We start from the raw sequence: 20,979 nt of genomic DNA, 5'->3' as shown, positions 1-20,979 counted from the left end.
CGGACGACTTTGTCGGTGGACTTCGGTTGGCACTGTTTGTCGCAGCCTTCATCGCAGCTCTCGGTGCGTTGGTCTGTGCGGCGACGCTGCGCACTGCCCGACAGGCTGGCAAATCTGTCGCGAAAGAGATTGATTCCGAATCGATATCGGCCTGATGATCTTCTCGCGCGCCTGCTGGTTTCTGTCCCTAAGATCTCAGTGTTTGATGTCGAACTGGGCTAGGAGCGACGCGTGATCTATCGACTTCTGGGACCGTTGGAGGTGTGTCGTGCTTCGACGCACAGTGAGCCGGGTGGTACCGCTGCCAGTGAGCTTGTTGTGGATCTGGGTCCGAAGAAGCAGCGGACAGTTCTCGCCGTTCTGCTTCTCAATCGTGGACGCGTCGTCTCCACCGACCGGCTGATCGACGCTCTCTGGCACGACGACGCACCTGCCAGCGCGATGGCAAGCATCCAGGCATACATCTCCAATCTGCGCCGAGCGCTGCGCGTCGAAACCGGTGCGGCGTCACCGATAGTGCGTCAATCGCCTGGCTACGTTCTGGATATCTCTGCCGCCGAAGTCGATCTGTCGGTGTTTCTCGACGACGCCGAAACCGCGCGACAACGCGCAGAGGAAGGGCAGTGGCAGGAAGCATTGACGACCGCTGACCGCGCCCTCGCCTCGGTTCGTGGACAGTTGCTCGAGGATTTGCGTGACGAGCATTGGGTGGAGGTGGAGGCCGCGGCATTCGAGGAGGTGCGAACCGAATGTCGTGAGACCCGGATAACGGCACTTCTTGCTCTCGGCCGTCTGGCTCCGGCGTTGGTCGAAGCCGCGCAGTTGTGCAGCGAGTACCCGTTCCGCGACCGGACCTGCTGGCTGAGAATGGTGGCGCTCCATCAGGCCGGACGGTCCCCAGAAGCCTTGGAACAGTTCCGGGTGCATGCGGCGAGGTTGGACACCGAACTAGGCCTCGAACCCGGCAGAGAACTGACAGCACTACAGGGCGGGATTCTGCGACACGAGCCTGGCCTTGCTGCGTGGCCGCGAATTCCGGGATGGTCAGGTGCGGGAATGATTTCGGTGCCTGCGCCTGAATCTGCGGTCGTGGAAGGTCCGGACGTCGATTCAGCGCGCGCATTTGTCGGGCGGGGATCGGAGGTCGGTGCGGTTGACCAGATGCTCGATCAGGTTCGCACCGGCGCGCCTCGTTGGCTAGCTCTGACAGGTCCGGCGGGTATCGGCAAGACTCGGCTCGCGGAGGAGTGTGACGCCCGGGTGGCTTCGATCGACGGGGTCGCAGTGTGGGCACGGTGTGTGGAGGACGATGGGGCTCCGGCGTGGTGGCCGATTCGCCGAATACTGGGAGAATTGGGGACCGATGCTGACGCGGTGCTCTCGTTGCCGACCGATGTGGAACCGGACGAGGCCAGATTCGCTGTCTACGAACGCGTGCTGACGGCCATCGAGTCTGCGGCATCGAACGCGCCCGTGCTAGCGGTGGTGATCGACGACATTCAGTGGGCCGATCCCACGACGCTTCGCTGTTTGACGTACTTGGTGGGTGCACTGCGTAGGGAATCAGTCTGGTTCGTGCTTACTCTCCGCGACACGGAGGCCGGACCGAATGTTCGACGACTGGTCGATGCGATTCTTCATGGTGACGGGAATCGGCACGTCGTTGTGCCGGCACTGGCCCAGACGGAGGTAGCTCGGCTGGCCAGTTGCGTGTCGGGGGAGCAACTCGACGAGACGGAAGTGCGGATTCTGGCTGAGCGAACAGGTGGCAACCCATTGTTTGTCTCGGAGTACGCCAGGCTTCCTCGCGACGAACGCCTGGACGGAGGTATCCCGATGGCCGTCCGCTCGGTGCTCGGGCGCAGGCTTGCTGCGGTGGAACCGGCAGTGTTGCAGGTCCTTCGCGTCGCGGCTGTCATAGGTGAGAGCATCGAGATGGGTACGTTGACTGCTGCGACCCGGCTCGATGTGGACACGTTGGCTGACTATCTCGACGACGCCGCAGACGAACGGATTATCGTGGCGGACCCCGCAATCGGGGGCTACGTTTTCGCACACGGACTTCTTCGCGATGAAGTTCTCGGTGCGATACCTGCGCTTCGTCGTCAGCGTATTCACGCTCGTGTAGCCGACGTGCTTGCAGATTCGTCCGATCCGGATGGATTGAGCCGTCGCGCACAGCATTTGCTGTCTGCCCTTCCCCTGGTCGATCCGGGCGTCGTGCTGGAGGCGTGCTCGGCTGCAGCGCGGCAAGCGGCCGAGCGATGGAGTTCCGAATCCGCCGCCCAGTGGTGGGAGGCTGCGGTCCGTGCGTTCGATCTGCTACCTGCGTCCCTACAGTCGATTGATGCTCGGGATGATCTGTTGGTCGCCAGGGTCGAGGCACTTGCACGGGCCGGGCGAGGGCAGACGGTTCTCGATGTGGTGAACTCTGGTCTCCTCGAAGCGGTTCGAGAAGGTCGCACTTCTGCTGTCGGGCGATTGGCGGCTGCGCTGCTGCGCGCTGCAGGTGCATGGCCCTGGGTTTCCTACGGCAAGGACCCCGGCCCGCTGCTCGAACGTCTTGCCGGCTTGGAGCCTTTCGTCGTGTCCGATCAAACGGCGCACGCCCGCGTTCTTGCCGCATTGGCTGTCGGGAGTTGCTATCACCCGGACTCGACGGTTCCCGATTCCCTGAGTTCCCGGGCGCTCGAGATGGCCCGGGAAGTGGGCGATTCGGACGTGATCGCCGATGCCCTCTTGGGGCGGATTCTGCTGTACTCCGGAGTTGCGACGCATAGCCACGAATCAGTCGGACTACTCGAGGAACTGTTCGCGTTGGGTCATCAACAATCTCGATCCGACGAGGTCATCGCCCACACCGTGGCGAGTATGACGCGGATGAATCTCGCGGATGTCGATGCAGCAGCGATGCACGTTCGGCAGGGAATCATCGGGTGCGATGTTCTGCGATTACCTGTGCTCAGGGTCCAATTGCGGTGGATGGAAGCGACGCTGGCGGCGTGGCACGGAGACTTCGAAGAAACGAAACGGCAGTTCGATACAGCTCGGCAGATCCACCTTCAAACAGAGCTGTACACCGCGGGGAGTGCAGGTTTGGCCTTCAACACGCTGGAGTGGGAGTACGGCACACTCGCGGACGCAGAACCCGGTATCGTCGAGCCGGATGCGTGGAGTATCGCGATCGCCGGTGCCAGGGGAGAACGAGAAAGAGCGGCTTCCGAGATTGGCCTTTGGTGTGCAAGGACTGGTCCAGTTACGTGGACGACGTTGGGCCACCAGACGTTGATTGCCCGCGTTGTCGCGGACCTTGAACTTGGCGAGTACGCAGAGTCGTTCGTCGACCTCCTCACCCCGTTCGTGGACCGCATAGCCACGGTGGGGCAGGTGGGCGTGATCGGATCGGTCGCGGAAGTCGTCGCTCGCCTGCATGCGATGCAGGGTCGCACGGACATGGCGACGGTATTGCTCGATCAGGCAGAAGGTATCGCCAGACGAACATCGAGTCCCCCCACACTGCTGCGATGCCGCTTATTGCGCGCCCAACTTCAGGCTGGATCGGTCGCTCGGGATCGCGTTATTGCCGAGATCGCGGCGGAGTCCGAGCAACGTGGTATGCACGGCCTTGGTGCTTTTGCGCGCTCGATGTTGGTGTGAGGGAGGGCCTCTTGGCCTTGGACGTCGCTTGGATAGGGTGACAAGGCCGAGTCAAGAATCAGCCAAGCACTCTCGGACATCCTTTCTTCATTCCCGAAAACGGGCCGAGGAAAGGACTTCCGATGAATCTACAGACTCCCATGCTCGACACTGCGCTCGAATCGTTGCGCGCAGAGGTGACCGGATCTGTCGCGTTGCCCGGCCAGGCGGGATACGAGCTCGCAACTCCGTGGAACGTGGCCGTACCGGTCAACCCGTATGCCGTGGTGGTAGTCGACAGTGCGCAGGACATCGCCGCCACCATACGATTCGCGGCAAAGCACGACCTCCGCGTCGCCGTTCAGCGAACCGGGCACGGTGCGGTACCTCTCGGCAATGACGTTCTGCTCGTGCATACCGGCAGACTGACTGAGTGCATCGTCGATCCCGACACTCGCACTGCCCGAATCGGAGCAGGACTGATCTGGCAGGACGTCATCGACGCCGCCGCACCGCACGGGTTGGCGCCGTTGGCAGGGTCGTCGGCCACCGTCGGTGTCGCCGGGTTCCTCACCGGCGCCGGTATCGGACCCATGGTGCGCACGTACGGTCTGTCTTCCGATCACGTCCGTTCATTCGACATCGTCACCGGCAGTGGTGAACTCGTTCACGTCACTCCAGACGAGCATGGCGAGCTGTTCTGGGGGCTACGCGGCGGTAAGGCCACTCTGGGTATCGTCACAGCCATCGAGATCGACCTACTACCCATCACTCACTTCTACGGCGGCGCGCTCTATTTCGACGGCGCAGATGCAAGGACGATTGCACACGCCTGGCTGGACTGGTGCGCCGATCTTCCCGGGCACAGTTCCACCTCTGTCGCCTTTCTGCAACTCCCACCGCTTCCGCAGGTTCCGCCGCAACTGGCCGGAAGACTTACCTTCGCCGTTAGATTTGCCAGCCTCGCCGACGAAGGTGAGGCCGAACAGATCATCAACCGAATTCGTTCGGTGGCAACACCGTTGATCGACGCCGTCGGGACGTTGCCGTACGCGGCCATCGCGGCAGTACACGCTGATCCCATCGAACCGATGCCGACACACGAATCTACCGCGCTGACCACCGCACTGTCGCACGAGGCCGTCGACGCGCTTCTCTCTGTCGCCGGGCCCGGATCTCAGTCCCCACAGACTGTCATCGAATTGCGTCTTCTTGGCGGCGCCCTGGCTCGGGAACCGAAGCACCGCAGCGCCTTCTGTCATCGCGATGCCAGTTTTGCGCTGATGGTTGCGGGAGTTCTCGTTGCGCCCTCCGCTGACGCCGTGGTCGGCCATTCTCAACGGATCGACCGGGTGATGGCGCCTTGGACCACCGGGCGCGCCCTGCCCAACTTCGCACCGAGCGCCGACCCGGACCAGATCGCCCGAACCTACGACGAGGACACCGCGCACTGGCTCAGCGCTCTAGGCAACGAACACGATCCCGACGGCGTACTGCGTGTGGGCCAGGTCATGCGTCAGATCCGATGATCACCCGGCAACGTCCCACCTTCGCAACCCGTCCACCACTGTCAAAAGGTATGAACATGCATGCTGTACGAACCGCCGCTGCCCTCGGAATCTCGCTCGTGACAGCACTAGCGGTCGTAGGATGCAGCGACGCGTCTACGCCGCGGGCTCAAGGATCCGAGAACGGCACCACCACGGCGCTGACGTCCTCATCGGGCCTGAAACCGCCCTGGGACAAGGAAGCGCCAAGACCTATGTCACAGTCGATGATTCGGGGAATCCGAACGAAATCGGTATCCGCATCTCCGAATCCGCACTCGAGGGACTCCCAGACGGCCCCGAGGCCACCACGACGATGCTCATGATGGACTTGCCGGCGAGCGCACCAGAGACCGGATTCGATCATGTGATGCTCGACTGGAACCCACACGGTCACGATCCGGAGATTCTGTTCGGCAAACCGCATTTCGACATGCACTTCTACATGACGGATGTCGAGCACGATATCGACCCGACCGCTCCGGACTTCGCTGAGCGTGCAGCCAAACTGCCCGAGCCGCGGTACGTCCCGCAAGGATATGTTGCACCCCCAGGTCCCGCTGCCGAGAACACGGTTCCCTTCATGGGCATGCACTGGACCGACGTTGCGGACGGAGCGATTCCAGGGTCGTTCGACTTCACCGAGGTCCTTCTGAACGGGTCATGGGATGGTGAGTTCACGTTCATCGAACCGATGATGACACGGGAATGGATGCTCACGAAACCTGCCATTCGGGAAGAAGTGCGCCAACCCGTGTCCTATCAACGGACCGGCTACTACCCGACCACCTACTCCGTCAGTTTCGACGATCAATCAGGCGACTATGTCATCGCACTGTCAGGCCTGACGATGCGCGAGGCATCGTGACTAGACCATCCTCGTTCGGCCTATCGTCCACTTGATGTAGTTGCGCAATGGTCCGTCGAAGAGGGCTGCGGAAGGTGCCGAATGCCAACGTGGTCAGTCGATAGATGAGGAGTACGTGACCTTCCTGAGTGGCCATTGTGCATAAATGCCCCACGGTAGGTGTCGTTGGGGTTCTGGTGGACGCCGAGAGCGCTGATGGGTCTGCTGCACGACGAAATATCACCGGATCGTGCAGCAGACCCGTTCGCATTGAACGCGGATTGTTGTGGCAAGCTCGCACTTTTCGGGTCGCTGCACTCACGCATTTTCATCCTTGGTGGAGTGGGACGCGACGGGTCAAACGTGGTCCGAGGGTACCTATCTCCATCCTGGGCGTTGGTAGTGGTTGCGCGTGGCAAGTGTGCATCTTCTCATCGTTGTGGTTTGGCGTTAGATTTGCCGCTATGTCTCTGAACGTGCAGTTGTTCGGCCCGGTGGTCGTGCGGGTCGACGGGGCGATTGTTCCGCTCGGCGGTCGTATCCCCAGGGCTATCATTGCGCGACTTGCATTGTCTTCCGGGCATCGGCTTCCAGCTGGAGAATTGATCGAGGCGTTGTGGGTGTCCCCACCTCCGTCAGCGATTGCTTCTTTGCGGGCGCACATCTCGCGGTTGCGCAATCTGCTCGGAGAGCAGCTTGCCGGTGGCCGTGGCGGGTATGCGTTGCTGGGTGTCGACAGTGTCGATGTGCACGCCTTCACTTCGGCGGCCGAGGCCGGGATCCGCGATCGTTCGTTGGGCGGACTCGAGACCGCTGAAAGATTGTGGACTGGGAAGCTGTTCGACGATTTGACCGGCATTCCGTTCGTAGCTGAATGGGCTGAGAAGTTGAAGGCTCAGCACCGAATTGGGGCAGAGCTTTTGGGGTGCTTGAGATTGGAGGCGGGGGACTATCTCGGGGCTATCGCGACATTGCAACCGCTTGTGAACGAGAACTGCGACCACGATCAACCGGTGATGCTGTTAGCGCGTGCTCAGTCGCGAGCGGGTAGAACGGGTGATGCGCTCGCGACGATCGACACGTACCGCCGCCGAACGGCTGAGGAATTGGGTCTGGATCTGTCTCCGGAGTTGGCTGAACTGCGGAGCGACGTGGTTCGTCACTCATCGTCGGTGGCTGCGGCGCCGTTGGGGCGAAGCGAGATCGAGCGGCATGGCCTGCCTCTGCCTTTGACAGATTTCGTGGGAAGACGTCATGAACTCGAGGCAATCGAGGTAGCCAGATCGCGTGCTCGGCTGGTCACATTGACCGGTAGTGGAGGGGTGGGCAAGACACGTCTGGCGGTTGAAAGTACCCGCCGAATCCGTGATGTGGTGGACGATGCACAGTGGATGCTCGAGATGGCCCCGTTCACTGGGGAACGCGAATTGATCTCTGCACTTGCCCAACTCCTTCGTGTCCCGGTGCCTTCGATGGAAGCTATCAGTGACAGGCTCTCCGACGGCCGAAATCTCCTGGTCCTCGACAACGCAGAGCACGTCAGGACGGCGGTCACCGCGTTATGCCAAGACTTGCTGGCACGGTGTTCAGGGTTGGCGATCCTGGTGACCAGCCGCGAACCATTGTGCATTGCCGGTGAACGCGTGATTTCGATCGACCCGATGCTCGGCGACAGCCTCGGTGATGCGGTTGAACTGTTCATCTGCCGCGGGGACGATGCGCGACCAGGGTTTCGAGACCCGTCAGACATCGCTCGTATCCGGAATCTGTGCACACTGCTGGACGGGCTTCCCCTCGCCATAGAACTCGCGGCAGCACGACTATCCGTCCAATCGATGTCCGAGATACTCCATTCGATACATGAAAGACCCGGTGAATCCTGGTCTTTCGCGTCGACCACTACCAGACATCACTCCATGCGTAGCACAGTCGAGTGGAGTGTCGATCTCTTGGGCAGCCCTGAACGCGACCTCCTCGCTCAGATCGGACGATTTCAAGGACCCGTCACTGCCGAGGCCGTTGCAGGAATTTGTCGCGTTCCTGACGGATGTTCAGTCCAAGATCTGGTGGCCAGTTTGGTGCAGAAGTCGTTGCTGGCGGTCGAGACCAGTAGCCAGGGCACGCGAGCGTTCAAACTGCTCGAATCGACCAAGTCTTTTGCGCGATCCCTGCCGATCGCCGAGGAGGAAAGCTGGCACAACCGACACCGAGAATGGTTCGCAGCTGCCGTTCATTCTCTTGCGCCTCAGATGTTCTCGCATGGCGCCCCGATAGCTCACGATATCGTGGAGGTGATGCGCCCGGATCTGCTTCGAGCGCTGGACGGTGCAATCACGTCTGAACAGGGATACGACGCGCTCAGGCTCGCCGGCGGGCAGGGGTGGCACTGGGTACGCCGAGGCGTGTTGACCGAAGGCAGACAGTGGTTGGACAGAGCATTACTCTCCGCGAAAGACGATCACGGTCGTGCCATCGATGGGGACCGTGCGAGCGTGCTGCACGCTGGATGCGTTCTGTCGTACATGTCTGGGGACATAGCGAATGCTCGCCGATATGCGGTCGATTGTTCCAGGTACGCCACGATTGCCGGTGATCGCAACCTGACAGCTGTTTCGTTGGGTTTCATGTCGTACTGGGAAGCGCTGTTTGGAGATTTGCAAGAAGCAAAGATACTGATGGACAGTGCATTCGAACGTGTTTCAGATGCCGAGCCCTGGGCGCGCAGCGAAATCTTCGTCACGTGCGGACAGGTGCAACGTTCACTCGGTCATCCCGCGCGTGCACTCGAGACCCTCTCTGAAGCGGAACGGCTGGCACAACACTGTGGACACGGATGGGCACTGATTCCTGCAGTCGGTATCGCATCCAAGATTCTGATTGATCTGGGTCGTGGTTCCGATGCTATTTCGCGCTTGGCGCCGCTTGCGGCCAGGGCTTTCGCCGACAATGACCCGACGTCGACGATGGCAACCCTTCATCAGTCGATCGGGGCAGCTGCCTTGATTGAGAAGCATTACGAAGGGGCAGTGCTGCATTCGGTCGTAGGAAGGCTGGGGAAGGCCTACAACTTCGATCCGCTTGTCACGGAACCAGAAGACTCGGCACGATATCTCGAGCGTATACGGCAATGCCTATCTGCGGATCAGTGGCGTCAGGCGCAGATCGCAGGCCGAAACATGTCGCTGAGCTCGGCCGTGAGCATGCTGGGCTCCCTGGTGACCTGACATACGTTGCAGAAGTATTGCAGCACGACGACGAGCGATCGTGCCGGGATCACACTCACCTACGCTCGGTCGAGGATGAAGAACCCACTGCTGAGTATCAACGTGAATGCGAAATCCTTCACTTCGGCTCAAACAGCCTCGGGAACACTCTTCGTTGTGCAGCTCGGTGCTCGGGATCTGTAATCCCTTGTGCCGGGCTGCATCCAGATTCTAGCCACCATCGCGCCGGCGCGGTTGACCACGGATTCAACGTCTCGGAGCAATCGAATTCGGTTGTAACACTGATGCATTCCGCCCTTAATCCGATGCTGCGCGTCATAGTGCAGCAGCAAACCTCGACCCACGTAGAACGGAGACCAACTATGCCCAAAATTCTGTTCGGAGTGGCCACAGCCTTGACCTGTGCAGTGCTCGCGCAGTTCTACCTCGCGGCAGTCGGCACCTTCAGTACCGCGGCCACCGGGCGCTACGCAGCTCACGAAATCGTCGGAACGATCGTGCTGCCGACATTGTCGTTGTTGGCAGTTGCGATATGTCTGCTCATGAGGGGTGATCGAGTCACCGTGTTCCTTGCTGCCGCTCCTCTCCTCGGGGTTCTCGTCGAGTTCGCACTCTTCGCGCTCAGTCTGTGGCTGTCAGGCGGGCCGACGACCTCGGGGACCATCAAGTGGGCAGGTACGTTGATACTCGGGTTGCATCCACTCGTGGGAATCGTCATATTGGGTTCCTGCCTTCTGCTGTGGAAGCGGGCGTGCCGCGCTATCTCACCGTCCCCTTCACCCTCGGCGGAGACTGTCGTGAAAGTTAGCACGGAGAGTTGACTGGCAACCCCATCGCTGACCACGGGGATTGCAGAAACATTGCAGTCCTCAATCTGTCGGGGGACAGCCGCCTGTGCAGCGATAGTTTTCCATCATGACCACCAACTCAACGCCTGCACCCACCCTTGTGTCGACCAGTCTCGGCAACATTGCTTTTCGGCAAGTCGGATCTACCGCTGGTCCCGTGACAGTCTTGTGGCACAGCATGTTCGTGGATTCGACCAGTTGGGATCGAGTCATTCCGCTGCTACCCCACGATCGCCGGATACTGATAGTCGATGGTCCTGGCTACGGAGACAGCGACCCACTCCACAAAGTCACGTCAATCGCCGAATGCGCTTCTGCTGCGATCGAACTGCTCAATGCCGCAGGTGCCGAGGGGCCGGTCGACTGGGTGGGGAACGCTTGGGGCGGGCACATCGGATATCACCTCGCCGGAACCTCCCCTGGCCGCCTGCGAACACTCACCACGGTGAGCGCACCCGCCCTTCCATTGCCCACAGGGGAGCGCGTCAAGCTCGAGATTCTCAGTTACGTCCTTCGATTCTTCGGGCCGACGATTCTTCGGCGCAAGATCGCGAATGCGCAACTCACGGATGAGTTCCGTGCCGATGCTGCGACGGTGGCATACATCAATTCGGCTGTTCGCCGCGCGGGGGGCCGAAGCTTGGCGAACACGACGCGATCGTTCATCGTGCGACGTTCGGACCTGTCGACACGCGCATCGCGTGCGGAGCTACCGATTCTCATTGTTGCCACCGATGATCGCGGCGAACTCACGCCGGCGCAGGCCCGAGCTACCGCGGAACTGTGCCGTGATGCGGAAGTGGCGGTCATCGATAACTCGCGCACACTTATTCCCCTAGAACAACCAGAGCGTCTTGTCGAGGTGCTGATCGAATTCTGGAGCAAACACGACCCACAGTGAAACTTGTCGCGGTCTGATGTATGGAGCGGGTCTCCCCAAATCAGCGGCGCTGCGAGTGGACTGTCGCTGCGCCTGTCGGATTCCATCTCGGGACTTTCCACGCGATGTCCAAGAACTTCGCCCGATAACTTCCAAGCACGGCAGCGCAGAGTACATCGAATAGACGTTACGACGACAATCCGGGACCGACTGTGAATGTACCGATTAGCTCTTCGAACGCGCTGCCATCGAGCGCTGCGCCGCCGTGAGCGAGATTGCTGACGCCAACACGTACGAAATGGCGACGTTCGCACTTACTCGGGCGTTAGCAACCGTAGCGAGGCCTGCTGACGAAACTCGGCTGCTTCGCGCCGAACCTTGTACGTCTATTTCAAGTCTCGATCATCTCGTCTCCGACCGAAAGGCGGGGCGCACCAGAAGGAAACTCAATGTTCACTATCATCGGCAGGCGATTCGGTGTCGCAGTTGCTGCGGCCACCGCCCTCGCGTTGTTGTCATCATGTTCCTTTTCTCTCGGGACGGGTGGCGAATCTCAATCGTCTGGGTCTGGTGGGGTCGGTTTCCGAGACCTTCAGTCAGCGACCATTCAGATCGAGGCCCTCGGAACCTTCGTCTCACCATCGGAAGGGGGATATGAAGCGGCAGGGCGTGGTTCAGGGTTCCTCATTTCACCGGACGGATACGCACTTACCAACAATCACGTGGTAACCGGCGCCGGCACCCTCAAGGTCTGGCGCAACGGTGACCAGAGCAAGACTCTCAACGCTCGTATCGTCGCTTCCTCGGAATGTCTTGACCTCGCCGTGGTGAAAATCGACGGAAATGATCTGCCGTACATCGGTTTTCGTGAACGCTCGATATCCACTGCTGACGAAGTCTATGCAGCGGGGTTCCCGCTCGGAGATCCCACCTTTACAATGACCAAAGGCATAGTCTCCAAAGCGGACACTCCCGCTGACACTCCGTGGGCATCGCTCGACCACGTGATCGAACATGACGCGCGGATCCGCGGCGGCAATTCCGGTGGGCCACTGGTGGATCCGGATGGCAAACTCGTTGGCGTCAACTATGCCGGAGACGAACAGCACGATACGAATCTGGCGATCCACCGCGACGAGGTCCAGAAAGCCGCACAGGAACTTCAGAGCGGCAAAAACATCCTGAGTCTCGGTATCAATGGCGAAGCCCTCGTCGACGAGAGCGGTGCCGGACTCGGCATCTGGGTGAACTCGATAGCATCAGGATCCGCTGCGGACAAGGCCGGAGTGGAACCGGGCGATCTCCTCACAAGCATGGAAGGAGTGTCGCTCGGATCAGACGGCACACTCGCCGACTACTGCAGCGTGCTTCAAACACATGGTCAGGAGTCCACACTCGCGGTGGAAGCCTACCGGCCCAGTTCCGATTCGTACCTTCGTGGACAGTTCAACGGCGACCCGCTCAAACCCACGACGACTGTCAGCTCCGGAATCAGCGGAACGTCGAACCCCAGCACAACCCAAGCGACAAGTGTGGGCGGATTCACCACAGTGACAGACAATTCCGGAACGGTGAGCGTCGACGTGCCGACCGCGTGGTCCCAGCTCGACGGAACCGAATTCGTGGACGACAAGAACAATCGTTTCTATGGACTGGAGGTCAGTTCCGACATCGCGCAGTACAAAAATGGATGGGGAGCGGTCGGAGCGTCAGTCCTCGCCTCCGAGGAAGCAGTCACGAACTCATCACCGGAGGAGTTGCTGAATTGGGCAGCCCAAGGTTTACCAGAGGCTGGGTGTACTTCCCGCGGACGGATGGACTACCAAGACGCGCTCCACACAGGGCTTTTCGAGGCGTGGGAGAATTGCGGGCCGGACAAAGCAAAATACATCGTGGTCGCTGCCAAAGCTGACAGCGGAAGGTACCTTGCACTTGTCGCCGTCCAAGCCAACAGCGAAGCTGACGTCGCGGCAGCTGATCGTGTGGTGAACAGTTTCTCTGTTGGCCTCTGAACGATCACGTGACTCCATAAGCCACTACGGTCCCGAGCGGAGCAGGGCGCAGAAGCGTCGCACTTACGGGAATTCCGAATGCACGTGCAACTGACGAGACCTCCACGTCGCACCGTCGGCAATCTCCTCGAGCGACGGACACCAACAGTTCTGGCCCGCACAGGGGGCAGGCCAGACATTCGACGCACCTCCAGGAACTGGACTGTTCTACCTCGTCATGGTCTGCACGATCGTCGGCTATCTCACCATCACCGTGCTTTCCCAGGTCGCGCCGCGAATGCGTTCGCGCCAGCAGTTCAGCGTGCTGGGCGTGATGTCGGCATTCGGTACGCTCCTGGCTTACCTTGTATCGGCCATTCTCGTCGGCTTCTATGGCGCCTCCTTCGCTGCCAACCTGGCCATGCTGGCTGTGGCCTTTGCGTATACCGTCATAGTTGGGTTGGTCAGCATTCTGGTCAACCGGATCTTCGGCAAGGCCGCGATCATGGTCGTCATGGTGCTGATGTTCTTCGTGAACTTCCCAAGCACGGGCGGCGCGTTCCCTGCCGACTTCCTACCGGGATTTTGGGCGGCGTTGAGTAACTTCTGGATCGGCGCGGGTGCTCTCGACGCCATCCGTTCGATCATCTACTTCGGCAGTAGCGGAGTCAGCCACGGCCTGTTGGTTCTCGCCGGATGGTTCATAGTCACTGCAGCGCTACTCATCTTGACGCGATTGCGCACTTCAGTTCGCGGCACTCTCCGGTGATGACCACCCTCATTTTTGAGCTCGAGGCCAGATGCGAACGTACGAGTTCGCCTGCCTCTGCGATGGCAATCAAGGGCCCACGCTTTTCGGCCCACTGCTCTAAGTTTTCCATCCCCCGCCTACTTCCCCTGTGAATTCGACCTTGGGTACGAGCCTGTCAGAGGCCTCCGACAGGTTCACCGTCGAGGTGCAGGTGCCAGAAAGAGTGCGAGGTAGCAAGACGATTCGCGATCGTCGCCGCTCAGTTCGTGTGCCCACGATGAGAGATCGAGCGCGTGGTCGGTGTGAGTTCTCGACGGAAAGGGGTCTGAGTTGCTTGGAAGGTTCGAACGATTTCGATTCGAGTTGTTTCCGTCGCTCTGCTCGCATCGCGCTTGCGGAATTCTGCGCGTCGTTTGGCTTGTTCCGAGCGTCGAAGGCGATCGTGTTCGAGCCTTCGTTCCGTCGGCGAGATGACGGTCCAATCTAGTTGGGTCGTTCGCCAGCGTAGGAATTCGCTTGGCCGTGGGATGTGGTTGGGCCAGGTCCAGCCTCGTTGTTGGTTGTCTGTGGTGAGTTTGTGTGCGATGTCGCGGCCGGTCCATCGGGCGGTGTCGATTCCGGTTTGTTGGAGGGCGTCGCAGATTGTTCCGATGTGGCCGGCTGGTTTCAGTGCTGGTGCGTGGGCGATGAGTTCGGCTGCTGCGCGTTGGAGGTGGATGGGTCGGGGTGTGGTTGTTGGTTGGTGTGTTGTCTTGCCCGCGTGTGCTTGTGCGCGCGTTGGTGAGATCTTGAAAGCAAGAGCTTTAAGTGCAAATCCCCCGGAGGGGGATAGGGGGTCACGGGTGCCGGATTGTGGATGGTTCCGTGTGGTGGTTCTGGATCTGTATGCGTTGGTGCGCAGTGTGGCTTGGGAGGGTTTTCTGGGCTTCGTGAAGCGAGGGGTGACGGTCGTGACTACGGAGCGAGGTGTGGTGAGCGCCCATGTCGATGCTGCACGGAATTGGTGACGGCCGTGGTGTGATTCTGCAGCCATCGCTTCCAGGCGACTGAGGTAGCGACCGCGAACGAGTTCCACTGCGACTCCGAGTGCGGTGAGGACTCGTCGGGCGCGTTTGACGGTGGAGGCGCTCACTCCTGCACGGCGGGCGATGGTCTCGCGTGAGGCGGTCACTGAGCGTCCGGTTGCGCTTTCGGCGAGGGAGGCATGGATGACGGCGACGGCGAAGACGGCTTCGGTGCTGATGGTGTGGTTTGTGCAGAGTCTCGTGCCGGTGGGGGAGTTGAGGAGTGTGCGGACTTGGTGTTGCCAGCGTGTGCGGCTGGTCCAGGTGGGGGTACGGCTGTAGGTGCCGTCGGGGATGGGGAGGGACCATGAATTTCCGCGTTGGTTGCTGGTCCGGTTGAGTGTTTCGATGCGGGCGACGTTTTCGGAGGCTTGTTGTACGGCGTGGGCCCATTCGTCGTCGGAGACTGGGGCGTGGCGCGTCGATGGTGAGCGGTCGAGGATTGTGTCGTGTGGAAGTGTTGAAGCTGGTTCAGGGTGCGCGTTACCCTGAGATGTACCTGTCACAGGTAAATCCCTTCATGTGAGTGAAGAAGTGCAGTACAGAAGGCGGAGCGGTTACTTCGGCTTCATCAGTGACAGCGAGCCGGGCCTGGCTTGCTGTTGATTTGGCTCAGTGTGTGGCGAACCCCCGTAAGGGGGTTTCGTCGTTTCTGGACTGCGTCTATGGAGTTGTGTGTCAAGGTCTTTCGGATGTCACGCTGTGTGGTGGCGGGGGCTCCCTTTTTCGGCGGTGTTCGGGTCAGGCCGGGTGTTCATCGAGGTCAGTTGCCGCTGACGGTCTGTGACGGACGCCGGCCCCCGATGTGCGGATCTGTCGCGCTTCGAATGTCAGGAACGCGTGGGGCGAAGCGAAAACACTGCCCCCACAACACCTGCACACCCCAACGCGACAGCGAGAACGAGCGCAATCACGAATGATTCGCTCGAACGGGGATGTGCAGATCCAGAAGCCCCCGGAGTGCAACCGCGACCTCGTGAATCTGATCGACCGACGCAGTTTCCGGATCGGAGGCAACGAGATCTGCAACGTCGATGAGGTTGTCGCGGAACCCGACCGACAACTTGCGCGGGCCGGCGAGGGCGTCGACGGTGTCCCGGACGATCGTTTCGGCGAGTTGTCGTACCTCAGTCAGCTCGGCGTCGGTGGGGAAGGTGATGCCTACTTCTTTCAGGAGCGCTGTGGAGGCGGTGCTGATCATGGATTCGATCAGCGGCGATAGATGCGGTGTTGTTGTCATGATGCTGCCCCCAACTGTGTGGAAACAGATGATGCGGTGGTGCATGTGGGATGAATCCAGTGTTCGACGGCCGCAGTGATAGTCGTGCGGGCGGTGGCAGCGTCCTGTGCGGTGATGACGGCGGTGAATGCTGAGGTGACAGCTTCGATCGCGGAGGTCTCGAGTCCGTTGCAGTGGTCGAGTCCGTCGGTGATCAGCTCCAGTGCAGTGTGGAGGACTTCCCAGTGACCGTCCTCGTGCGGGGAATGCGCTGCGATGAGTTCGGTGGTGGGGAGTTGTTCTGCGGCCCACAGTTCTCGCACGTTGAGGGGGTGGATGGGGTGGGCGGTGAGTTGGCACAGTCGGGCGACGGGGGAGCAGACGTGGTCGAGTCCGTCGACGATCGCGGTCATTCCCCAGAGCGGGTGGGTGAGGAGGTGGGCGAGCCATTGCCATCGTTCGGAGGGAAGGCCGGTCGAGGCGGGGGAGGGGAGGGCCCCGGTACTGATCCCGTAGATGATGTCCGGGAGGGAGTGGTGGGGGTTGTTCAGTTCGTCGAGCAAGCGGTGTGCTCTCATGTGGGGCAGTCCAATCGGGTGACGTCGAACGAGGCGTGTGACGTGCAGGTGGGAAGGTGCGCGGCATCCGTCGCACCGTTACGGATAGGTGCGAGGACCGCGGCATGGGAGGGGTCGACCCTCAACGGGCCGTGCGCGTCGATCAGATCGCGGGCATGAAGAACTGCGCGGGAGTCCACGTCGATCAACCCGTACACATCAGGTGAGTCACCGATGTTCGGGTGATCGTGAATGAAGGCGCGTCGACTACGCAGGCGGCCGGCGACTTCGACGAGGATCCACAACCGGTCGTAGCGGTCCCGTACCGGCAGATGGCCATGCGTGTCGGCGAGGATTCCGTACACCGACCACGCTGATTCGAAGGTTCTCAAGATCAGCGCCGCAGACTCTTCCGATGCGGGTGTGTCGAGTGGCCGTGTGAAGATCGGATCGAACGACCCCACTATCGGGGTCACGCAGCGCTCCCACGAGAAGTGCCGCGATGCCCGTCGACCCGCCGATAGTACGAACGCAACACCGCATCCGACGTAATCGGCCGGCCACGATGACTGAACGGCACACCCGCCCAAATCATCGACCGAGGCGGAGTATCCGCCGCCACCATCGACGACAACTCCTTCCGACAATCCGCCAAACGCGGGCACCGGAAACACTCAGCCTGCGCATCCACACCCGCGCGATACGACCCCTCATCCAAATCCCACGATTGAGGATCGACCGCGCACGCCAACACAGTCGGCGGCGGCACCGCGGCCCTCACGCGGCCACCTCCGCATCCCTGCGCCGGCGCGTTGCTGTCGTCAACGACTCGTACAGGCCCAAGCGTTCACCGTCGACGATATTTCCGTGACTGTCATACACGTTGCCCGCCATGATCATTCGCTGCGGACCATCCCCACGCTCCACCGACGCGGCCGCATCCATACGGCACTGCGCCAACAACGGGCACACCTCACACGAGGAGATCGCGCGGCGCCACTCCACCACCGTACGTCCATCCATCTCCCACGAACGTGACTTCCCCGCGCACAAACCCTTACCCGGATCGGCACCAACAATCGGCACCACACCCCGAACCTCCAACTCCACACGAACAGCTCGCACAGTCGGGCACACATCGCACTCCGGCGAAAAAACGAAGCCGCACCGCGCGCACCGACCAACCCGATCAGGATGATGCAAAGCAGCAACCCGAAGAAGATCGTCAGTACTGAACTGCGGCAACACGACCGCAGATGATCCCCGGCCCTCACGGTGCGTCAACTCACGCAACGCGGCCGCAGCCTCCGGGCACAACGGAACAAGCTCCGAAACACTCAAACCGCAACCATCGCAACGCCCGCCGATCGACGAATGCCGCGCAACAAGCCGACGAAGGACAAGTGTGGAGAGAGCTGCATACCGATTGCGGAACACGTCATCCGGACCTGATGGGTCCACTAAGATAGACATCGCAGAATCCTTTCTGCATCTGAAGAAAATGCTGGACGGGTTGCATCCCGTTTGGTCTAGTCCCTCGGTCGTTGGCGCGACTGGGGGACTCTTCCGTTTTTTGCTCTAGTTGTCTCCCTTGAGGTCGTTGACTATGACTTGGCCGCCATCTAAAACCGGTCATCTAAAAATAGCCGCGTGTGCGAATGGTATCGAGGAGGCGGCACAGTGTCTACTAATGACAACGAGATGCGAAGGGTGCTGGCTGTGAGTCGGCGAGTGATGCGGGGGTTTTCCCCGTCAAGTCTTGTGGCTGCGCGCCACACTGCGGGGATGTCACGTGCGGAATTGGCGCGGCGGGCGGGAGTGGGTGAAACGACGATCCGGCGCTGGGAGCAGTCGAATTCCTCTCCGCAGGTTGATCTTCTGGCGACTGTGGTGGCGGAGTTGGGTGTAGAGATCGCCGATATCGTGCAAGTGCCTGAGGATGACAGGTACCCGGGTGATTGGCGCGTCTTGAAGGGTTTGACCCAACCGCAACTTGGGATGCAGGCCGGCTTGCGGACACCGATCGTTGGAGGCATCGAGCGGGGCGAAATTCCGTTGTCAGACGTCGTGGCGGAGAAACTTGCCCCGGTTCTAGGTGTCTCGGTTGACGAGTTGTTCGCTGCGCATATGCGGGTTCGTCATCGGGGGCCTGAGGCGCCCGCCTAGGTCCAGGCTTTTCTTTGGTCGCCTTCGCTGTCGTGCTGACTGATGAAGTTACGTCGTTTCGGCTGCGGTGGGTCACCGCCTGTCGGTCCTGACTCTGTAAAACATTGCTGCCCCTCACGGTCGAGGTCAGCCTAAAACCGAAAACTTACTATTGCAAGTTGCGTTGGGCAGCGGGACTTGCCAGTATTGGAAATTGAACATTGGACCAGTGCGCCCATCCAGCATGGCGATTGAGGACGGAGGGACGAACGATGAGCACATTCGCAGAACGGCTCCGACATCTCTTCGACACGGTGCACCCGAGAGATCGTGGTCCGTACACGCAAACAGAAGTTGTGGACATAATCCGCTTCGGCGGCGGCAAGATGACTACCGGGTACATGTCTCAACTGCTGAGTGGTAAGCGTCAGTCGCCAGGCGTAGAAACTGTTCGCGATATCTGCAATGTTTTTCATGTTCCGATGGACTACTTCAGTGACGAAGAAACGTATGAGTTGGTCAAGCACACCATCGCCTGGATCCAGGATGTTCGTGATAGTGAAGGTCAGCAGGTTGCAGCACGTGCCTACAACCCGTTTCGGAAGATGATGCAGTCTGGCGATGACTAGTTTCTAAGCGATCAACGCATATGCAATCCCCGTTGTGACCGCTCCGGCGATAGCTCCGACGATCACCTGGCCCTTGGTGTGATCTCCCAGGTGAACCCGTGACCATCCGATTAACGGAGTCAATGCGAGAGCAAGTAGCCACCAGGGCGACAGCGCAAGCGCCAAAACTATGGTGACCCCGGCTGAAACTCCAGTGTGCACACTGACTTTCCAGTGGAGAACGCTAGTGATCAATGCAGCCACCACAAGCGCCGACAATCCGGCAGTCATGAACGCGATCATTTGAATGGGTGCGCTCGCGATAATCTGAATGATCAACCCACCCAAGGCAACTGCGAGCAGTATGACAATGAGCAGGTGTCGTTCGCTGATGCTGGTGACGTGGTGATCGCCGATTTTCGACTTTCGCATCCCGTAGAGGATGACGCCCATCGGGACCACACCTGTGCAGATCGCGGCGAAGATTCCCCATCCTGGCGCCCCGATGGAACACCCGAGGATCAATGAGGTCACGATGTTGATGACCCAGGGTGCGCCAATCTCGGTGAGCAACCGTGCGATCCGGTCGTGTCCTGAGGCTTTTCCCTGTACTCGTGTTTCTGTCATTGCTCAAGGACCAACTTTCGCTCGATTTCACGGGCGTACGCATCACCCAGTTCTCGCGCCCAACGGACATCTGAAGTAGCTGCCCGTGCTCGGAGGTTGTCCGATCCCAATCCCTCCGGAATCCGATCAGTAATAATCCATTCCGCAACAGCATGTGCCACCTCTGTCCGGCTCAAGGCTGCACCTTGGTTCGGTAGAGCCTGTCGCTTGGCCTCCAAGCTCAGCGCGTCCAGCAGTTCCGCTGCGCGATCGGCGGCCCGATCAGCGGCGCCGCTTCCGGGCTCGGATGGCCGTAGGGCACCAGGCCAACGGGCAAGTAGCTCGGTGCGAAGGTCGTCAAAGGCCCGAAGTTGCGCTCGTGAGACGAGCGTAGTTCCCATCGCTGTAACCAAGACTCCCGCTGCGACAAAGAGAACGCCGACAACGGCCAGGAAGCGCGAGATTGCAAAGGGTGTCGGGGTCGGATCGATCAGTCCCCACCGTGCCGACCCCAGGTAGCCAATTCGGAGTGCGGCGTATGCGCTGAGCGCAGCGGCTCCGGGGGAAATGATGATGAGCCCCCAGCCGGTTGCCGTCCGCCGGTCTGCTTGCCGAATAGCGACGATTGTCACCATCAAGCACAACAGAAACGGATAGGCCATGCCCAGCATCAGGCCCTCTGCGTACCCCGGAAGAAATGCGTATTGGTTGTCGAAAGTCCGGTTGTCGGGGTTCGATGCCGGCCACGGAGTCTTGAAGAAGAAGTAGAACGAGAGCGCTGCGGTGACAACTGAGAGTGAAATATGTAGCCAAAGTAGCTTTTTGAGATGCCGGGAGCTGGTGACGGTTGTGAACACAATGGCGGTGCCGACGCAGATACCGCAGACGAGCAGCATTTTGATTGTGCCGGGTATTCCAGCCCCGAGTGTGACTCTGACAGCGCTCTCGACCGTTTTAACGTTGAGCGCCATATGAATCGACATGCACAGTAGAACAATGACTGCGCCTGCCAGAGTCCACGACCTGGAAAACCACCAACGCTGGATCCGGGTGGCC

17 protein-coding genes are annotated in these 20,979 nt (G+C 60.3%); 10 read left to right on the top strand and 7 right to left on the bottom strand.

Annotated elements, in window-relative coordinates:
• The first annotated feature begins 231 nt into the window (after window positions 1-231).
• From ABH939_RS31050 to ABH939_RS31015, 8 genes are all read left to right on the top strand, one after another.
• Complete coding sequence (locus ABH939_RS31050) at window positions 232-3,657, top strand: BTAD domain-containing putative transcriptional regulator (protein ID WP_241064947.1); 3,426 nt, start codon at window positions 232-234, stop codon at window positions 3,655-3,657.
• 122 nt (window positions 3,658-3,779) lie between these two features.
• Window positions 3,780-5,165: an FAD-binding oxidoreductase gene (locus tag ABH939_RS31045; protein ID WP_241064948.1), complete on the top strand. Its 1,386-nt coding sequence runs from the start codon at window positions 3,780-3,782 to the stop codon at window positions 5,163-5,165.
• Between the two features lie 121 nt (window positions 5,166-5,286).
• Complete coding sequence (locus tag ABH939_RS31040) at window positions 5,287-6,051, top strand: DUF5602 domain-containing protein (RefSeq protein WP_241064949.1); 765 nt, start codon at window positions 5,287-5,289, stop codon at window positions 6,049-6,051.
• A gap of 443 nt (window positions 6,052-6,494) precedes the next feature.
• Window positions 6,495-9,254, top strand: coding sequence for a BTAD domain-containing putative transcriptional regulator (locus ABH939_RS31035; RefSeq protein WP_241064950.1), 2,760 nt, complete (start codon window positions 6,495-6,497; stop codon window positions 9,252-9,254).
• A 362-nt stretch (window positions 9,255-9,616) separates the two neighbouring features.
• Window positions 9,617-10,075, top strand: coding sequence for a hypothetical protein (locus ABH939_RS31030; RefSeq protein WP_241064951.1), 459 nt, complete (start codon window positions 9,617-9,619; stop codon window positions 10,073-10,075).
• 94 nt (window positions 10,076-10,169) lie between these two features.
• The gene (locus ABH939_RS31025) at window positions 10,170-11,003 is read left to right on the top strand and encodes an alpha/beta fold hydrolase (RefSeq protein ID WP_241064952.1); all 834 of its coding nucleotides are present in this window, start codon (window positions 10,170-10,172) and stop codon (window positions 11,001-11,003) included.
• Window positions 11,004-11,431: 428 nt separating this feature from the next.
• A complete protein-coding gene (locus ABH939_RS31020) occupies window positions 11,432-12,994 on the top strand; it encodes a S1C family serine protease (protein WP_208722155.1) in 1,563 nt (520 codons plus the stop codon).
• A 217-nt stretch (window positions 12,995-13,211) separates the two neighbouring features.
• Window positions 13,212-13,742 carry a hypothetical protein gene (locus tag ABH939_RS31015; protein WP_241064953.1) on the top strand — a complete coding sequence of 177 codons (531 nt, stop codon included), beginning with the start codon at window positions 13,212-13,214 and terminating at the stop codon, window positions 13,740-13,742.
• Between the two features lie 241 nt (window positions 13,743-13,983).
• Here the strand turns inward: ABH939_RS31015 and ABH939_RS31010 are convergent, their stop codons facing one another.
• The 5 genes from ABH939_RS31010 to ABH939_RS30990 form a co-directional block, all read right to left on the bottom strand.
• Window positions 13,984-15,294 carry a hypothetical protein gene (locus tag ABH939_RS31010; protein WP_241064954.1) on the bottom strand — a complete coding sequence of 437 codons (1,311 nt, stop codon included), beginning with the start codon at window positions 15,292-15,294 and terminating at the stop codon, window positions 13,984-13,986.
• A 404-nt stretch (window positions 15,295-15,698) separates the two neighbouring features.
• Window positions 15,699-16,028, bottom strand: a complete 330-nt coding sequence (locus ABH939_RS31005; RefSeq protein WP_241064955.1) for a hypothetical protein — start codon at window positions 16,026-16,028, stop codon at window positions 15,699-15,701.
• Window positions 16,025-16,585: a hypothetical protein gene (locus ABH939_RS31000; RefSeq protein WP_241064956.1), complete on the bottom strand. Its 561-nt coding sequence runs from the start codon at window positions 16,583-16,585 to the stop codon at window positions 16,025-16,027. Before ABH939_RS31000 ends, ABH939_RS31005 begins: the two co-directional genes overlap by 4 nt.
• The gene (locus ABH939_RS30995; RefSeq protein WP_241064957.1) at window positions 16,582-17,040 is read right to left on the bottom strand and encodes a hypothetical protein; all 459 of its coding nucleotides are present in this window, start codon (window positions 17,038-17,040) and stop codon (window positions 16,582-16,584) included. Before ABH939_RS30995 ends, ABH939_RS31000 begins: the two co-directional genes overlap by 4 nt.
• Window positions 17,041-17,341: 301 nt before the next feature.
• A complete protein-coding gene (locus ABH939_RS30990; RefSeq protein ID WP_241064958.1) occupies window positions 17,342-17,653 on the bottom strand; it encodes a hypothetical protein in 312 nt (103 codons plus the stop codon).
• A gap of 612 nt (window positions 17,654-18,265) precedes the next feature.
• On the opposite strand from ABH939_RS30990, the gene ABH939_RS30985 reads away from it, so the two are divergent.
• Both ABH939_RS30985 and ABH939_RS30980 read left to right on the top strand, forming a co-directional pair.
• Window positions 18,266-18,730 carry a helix-turn-helix transcriptional regulator gene (locus ABH939_RS30985; protein WP_241065057.1) on the top strand — a complete coding sequence of 155 codons (465 nt, stop codon included), beginning with the start codon at window positions 18,266-18,268 and terminating at the stop codon, window positions 18,728-18,730.
• Between the two features lie 251 nt (window positions 18,731-18,981).
• Window positions 18,982-19,338, top strand: a complete 357-nt coding sequence (locus tag ABH939_RS30980) for a helix-turn-helix domain-containing protein (RefSeq protein ID WP_212633709.1) — start codon at window positions 18,982-18,984, stop codon at window positions 19,336-19,338.
• Window positions 19,339-19,341: 3 nt separating this feature from the next.
• Here ABH939_RS30980 and ABH939_RS30975 read toward each other — a convergent pair whose 3' ends face one another.
• Together ABH939_RS30975 and ABH939_RS30970 are read right to left on the bottom strand one after the other, a co-directional pair.
• Window positions 19,342-19,944 carry a hypothetical protein gene (locus ABH939_RS30975; RefSeq protein WP_241064959.1) on the bottom strand — a complete coding sequence of 201 codons (603 nt, stop codon included), beginning with the start codon at window positions 19,942-19,944 and terminating at the stop codon, window positions 19,342-19,344.
• Complete coding sequence (locus ABH939_RS30970) at window positions 19,941-20,906, bottom strand: hypothetical protein (protein ID WP_287488973.1); 966 nt, start codon at window positions 20,904-20,906, stop codon at window positions 19,941-19,943. The genes ABH939_RS30975 and ABH939_RS30970 overlap by 4 nt, the downstream gene beginning before the upstream one ends.
• Between the last annotated feature and the right edge of the window lie 73 nt (window positions 20,907-20,979).

Source organism: Rhodococcus sp. 27YEA6 (assembly GCF_044908235.1).
Taxonomy (GTDB): Bacteria; Actinomycetota; Actinomycetes; order Mycobacteriales; family Mycobacteriaceae; genus Rhodococcus_F; species Rhodococcus_F qingshengii.
This window is presented reverse-complemented; position numbering and strand designations above follow the sequence as displayed.